Annotated in this window: 5 protein-coding genes; 2 read left to right on the forward strand and 3 right to left on the reverse strand. The window is 67.7% G+C overall.

The genetic code is table 11. From position 1 onward, the window contains the following. Nucleotides 1–199: YccF domain-containing protein (locus tag ACRDUX_RS09465; RefSeq protein WP_526413237.1), on the reverse strand; the 199-nt coding region annotated here is incomplete at its 3' end. A 175-nt stretch (nucleotides 200–374) separates the two neighbouring features. On the opposite strand from ACRDUX_RS09465, the gene ACRDUX_RS09470 reads away from it, so the two are divergent. Continuing rightward, complete coding sequence (locus tag ACRDUX_RS09470; protein ID WP_526386282.1) at nucleotides 375–785, forward strand: cold-shock protein; 411 nt, start codon at nucleotides 375–377, stop codon at nucleotides 783–785. Between the two features lie 14 nt (nucleotides 786–799). Beyond that, nucleotides 800–1,807, forward strand: coding sequence for a glutathione S-transferase family protein (locus tag ACRDUX_RS09475; RefSeq protein WP_526413239.1), 1,008 nt, complete (start codon nucleotides 800–802; stop codon nucleotides 1,805–1,807). Here the strand turns inward: ACRDUX_RS09475 and ACRDUX_RS09480 are convergent. Together ACRDUX_RS09480 and ACRDUX_RS09485 are read right to left on the reverse strand one after the other, a co-directional pair. Beyond that, nucleotides 1,804–2,292, reverse strand: a complete 489-nt coding sequence (locus ACRDUX_RS09480) for a DUF2771 family protein (RefSeq protein ID WP_526413241.1) — start codon at nucleotides 2,290–2,292, stop codon at nucleotides 1,804–1,806. The genes ACRDUX_RS09475 and ACRDUX_RS09480 overlap by 4 nt on opposite strands. Further along, entirely contained in the window at nucleotides 2,289–3,869 is a 1,581-nt protein-coding gene (locus ACRDUX_RS09485) for an MFS transporter (protein WP_526413243.1), read from the reverse strand. Before ACRDUX_RS09485 ends, ACRDUX_RS09480 begins: the two co-directional genes overlap by 4 nt. Between the last annotated feature and the right edge of the window lie 60 nt (nucleotides 3,870–3,929).

Genomic DNA, 3,929 nt, shown 5'->3' on the forward strand with positions numbered 1-3,929 from the left:
GCGCGCCGGGGCGGACCCCCGGTTTGTCGACGACGGTGTAGCCGAACGGCCAGAGGGCGTACATGCCGATGCGGAACGCGGCGAAGCCGAACGGGATGGTGACGATGAGGATGAAGCACAGAATGCCGGCCAGGAAGTACCCGAGTGCCAGCCACAAGCCGCCGAAGATCAACCAGACGACGTTCAGAATCAGGCGCATGTCTCCTCCAGCGTTGCTTCCCAGCCTACCGACCGCGAGGCGGTCGGGGTTCAACGCAGGTGCTGGCAGTGGATGCGTCCGAGTAGGATCATCGCATTCGCGTCCTGCGTTGGCGGGACGCGTTCACTTTGTGACGTGACAGAAGACGATGAGCGAGACGAGCGGGTGAGATCCAGTGCCTACCGGCAAGGTTAAGTGGTACAGCGCCGAGAAGGGCTTCGGCTTCGTGTCCCAGGAGGAAGGCGAGGACGTCTACGTCGGATCGTCGGCGCTGCCATCCGGGGTCGAGGAGCTCAAGGCGGGACAGAAGGTCGAGTTCGGCATCGCGGCGGGCCGCCGAGGTCCGCAGGCGTTGAGCCTCAAGGTGATCGAACCGCCTCCGAGCGTCGTTCGGACTCGTCGCGAAGCCTCGACCGTCGAGCACAAGCACACGCCCGACGAGTTGCACGGCATGGTCGAGGACATGATCACCCTGCTCGAGGGCGCCGTGCAGCCGGAGCTGCGCAAGGGTCGCTACCCCGACCGGAAGACCGCTCGCCGGATCTCCGAGGTGGTCAAGGCGGTTGCGCAGGAGCTCGACGCCTAGCCACACTTGTGGACGTGGCCTCCTACGTCGCCCAGACGGGCGAGTTCAACCGCGACACCAAGTACATCGAGACCCGCATCACGGCTGATGGCCGCGACGGCTACCCGGTGCAGCAGGGGCGCTACCGACTGGTCGTGGCCCGCGCCTGCCCGTGGGCCAACAGAGCCATCATCGTCCGCCGGCTCTTGGGTCTGGAAGACGTTTTGTCCATTGGCTTTTGCGGCCCAACGCACGACGAGCGCAGCTGGACGTTCGACCTCGACCCCGGCGGCGTCGACCCGGTGCTGGGGATTCCGCGCCTGCAGGACGCGTACTTCAAGCGGTTCCCGGACTACCCGAAGGGCATCACGGTCCCCGCGCTCGTCGACGTGCCGACGGGCGAGGTCGTCACCAACGACTTCGCCCAGATGACGCTGGACCTCTCGACCGAGTGGGCGGACTACCACCGCCCAGGCGCACCGCAGCTCTATCCAGAACCGCTGCGCGACGAGATCGACGAGGTGGCCAAGCGCGTTTACACCGAGGTCAACAATGGCGTGTACCGCTGTGGGTTCGCCGGCTCCCAGTCCGCCTACGAGGCGTCCTACGACAGGCTGTTCACGGCATTGGACTGGCTGTCGGAACGGCTTGCCGGCCAACGGTTCCTGGTGGGCGACACGATCACGGAGGCCGATGTCCGGCTGTTCACCACGCTGGCCCGGTTCGATCCCGTCTACCACGGTCACTTCAAGTGCAACCGGCAGAAGCTCGACGAGATGCCGGTGCTCTGGGCCTACGCGCGCGACCTGTTCCAGACGCCGGGGTTCGGTGACACCGTCGACTTCGTGCAGATCAAGAAGCACTACTACGTGGTGCACGCCGACATCAACCCAACGCAGATCGTGCCGAAGGGCCCGGAGCTGTCGAACTGGCTCACCCCGCACGGCCGGGAGGCCTTGGGTGGCAGGCCGTTCGGCGACGGCACGCCGCCTGGGCCGACGCCCGATGAGGAGCGGGTGCCGACGGACCACTCGGCGGGCTAGGACCAGACGGTCGCCACCGACCATTCCGCATGCGGCCACGGAAACTCGTTGCCATTCTCGTCGCGGACCAGCGTGGGCAACTGCACCGCGATGCCGGTCAACCGGCCACGGCGCGGGTCGACGGTCGGGACGGTGACGGCGAGCTTCGTGTCGGGCCGGAACTCGTCGACTTCTGCGTCGCCGCCATCCTCGTAGGCGCGGATGAGTACCCACGGTGCCCTCGCGATCGACGGTGGCACCGACAACTGCACCGGATCCCGTGAGCTGACCACCAGTTGGCCGACCGTCTCGGGGACGTCGCACGTGGTGATCTGATAGACGTCGCAGTACCGGTAGGGGCCGATCCTGATGAGCTGGCCGTGGGTGTAGGCGCTGATCTCGGGATGTTCCGGCGCGGGTGTTCGGCTCAATTCCCAGACGAGCGCGCCAGTGCCAAGCGACGCGAGGATCGCCACGGCCGCGAGGATGGCGATGACGCGCTTCACTTCCGGACCGCCGCTGCCGTCGCCGTGCCGCGGCTCTCCTGCTCGGCGAACACCGGCCGGTTTCCGCCGAGCCCAGGGATCAGCGAGTCGCCGCCGTTGCTCACCAACGTCTGCGCCAACCCGAGGATGAGCACCGCGCTGATGGCGGTGAAGCCCACCCACAGGTCGGTGTAGATCAACACGCCCGTCGCACCGCCTGCGACCCAGGCCAGCTGCAGAAGCGACTCGGACCGCCCGAACGCCGAGGCGCGGGACTCCTCGGGCAGGTCGTCCTGCATCGAGGCGTCCAGCGACGCCTTCGCGACCGCGCTGGCGCCCGAGGTGATCAGCGTGGCGAACGCGGCCACGTACAGATTGCCGAGGACTGCGGTGGCCAGCGCCACCACCGTGACCGCGGTGGCGGCGCGCACCACGAGCCTGGCCGGATGCCCGAGCTGCAGGCGTGCGGCGGTGAAGTTGCCGACGAAGTTGCCGATACCCGCGGCGGCGCCGATCAGACCGAGGATGCGCAGCTGTTCCCAACCGCTGGCGTCGTGTGACTTGGCGACGAAGGCCGGATAGAGGAACAGGAAGCCGACCATGACCTTGATGGTGCAGTTACCCCACAACGACGTGATGATGTTGCGTCCCAAGGGTTGTCGGGTCTTGTTGCTCGTAGTCGGGTCGGGCAGGCGGTGGAACTTCTCGGTGGGTCCGTGGTAGCTCAGGGTGGTCGGCACCTCACCCTCGGTGACCTCCACCCACTTGGGAATGCGCATCGACAGGAACGCTCCAACGACCGTCACGGTGACGCAGACGTACAACGCGCCCGGCAGGTGGAAGAGACCGAACAGGTACTCCACCCCGGCGGCGGCGGCGCCGCCGGCGATGGTGCCGCCGAGCAGGCCGAACATGGTGAGGCGCGAATTCACCCTGACGAGGTCGATGGTCGGTGGCAGTACGCGGGGCGTGACGGCGCTGCGCAGCACGCTGAACGACTTCGACAGCACCATCATCCCCAGCGCGCAGGGGTAGAGCACCCATGGCGGGAAGCTGCCGGTGGCCGCGTCGTAGTTCGCGATGAGGACCACCGCCAGCACGGTGCGCACCACGAACGACGCGGCGAGCGCGACGCGGCGGCCGTGTTGCAGGCGGTCGATCGCCGGGCCGATCAGCGGAGCGATGACGGCGAACGGGGCAATGGTGATGAGCAGGTACAGGGCGACCTTGCTCTTGCTCTCACCCGACGCGGCCGCGAAGAACAGCGTGTTGGCCAGTGCGACGGCCATCGCGGAGTCGGCCGCGAAGTTCGCCATCACGGGGTAGGTCAGCGCCGTCAGTCCCGACTTGTCGGCGCCGTCGGCGGTGGCAGCCCGCTGGAACAGCCCGTACATCTTCGAGCCCATTTCACGGCCGCGCCCCGTGGCACCCTTCGGACGGCCTGCGGACTGCCCGACGCCACCTGGGTGGAACGCGTCGCGAGGGTCGGTGCGACCGCTGGAACCCGCCGGCTGATCGATCGGGGGCAGCCATCGATTGGCGCTCGACGGTTGCGTCCCACTGCGTGGCTGGGACGGGTCGCTGGGGTAGTTCGCCATACCGGGATGCTCGCCGCGATGAGCTCCCGGCGGGCGCGGCGGATGGTAGCGACGATCGCC

This window comes from Mycobacterium sp. (assembly GCF_050701675.1).
GTDB lineage: Bacteria > Actinomycetota > Actinomycetes > Mycobacteriales > Mycobacteriaceae > Mycobacterium.